Genomic DNA, 440 nt, shown 5'->3' with positions numbered 1-440 from the left:
CCTTCTAAGCTATCAGGCGGTCAAAAGCAGCGTGTGGCTATTGCAAGAGCTCTCGCCATGAAACCAGATGTCATGTTATTTGACGAACCTACGTCTGCCCTCGATCCAGAGCTTGTAGGCGAGGTACTGCAAACAATGAAAAGTCTCGCAAAAGAAGGCATGACGATGGTCATCGTCACACATGAAATGGGCTTTGCGAAAGAAGTCGCCGATCGTGTCGTCTATATGCACGAAGGCCGTATCGTCGAAGAAGGCACGCCATCAAAATTGTTCGATTCCCCTCAAGAGGAACGAACCAAGCTGTTTCTCAGCTCCATTTTATAGGTCAAACGCCCTTTATTTTTCGTGCTCAATGCACGTTTTTTCTCATATTTCACGAACTTTTCATCCATTTATATTGAATATAACCAAAAACCATGTAAGATTACCTTACATGAATA

Annotated in this window: 1 protein-coding gene; it reads left to right on the top strand. The window is 43.9% G+C overall.

What is annotated here, in order from left to right:
• Positions 1 to 324: amino acid ABC transporter ATP-binding protein (locus ACOV8S_RS31375; RefSeq protein WP_448321874.1), on the top strand; the 324-nt coding region annotated here is incomplete at its 5' end.
• Positions 325 to 440: the final 116 nt, after the last annotated feature.

The sequence above is a fragment of the Streptomyces sp. CO7 genome, assembly GCF_053474865.1.
This window is presented reverse-complemented; position numbering and strand designations above follow the sequence as displayed.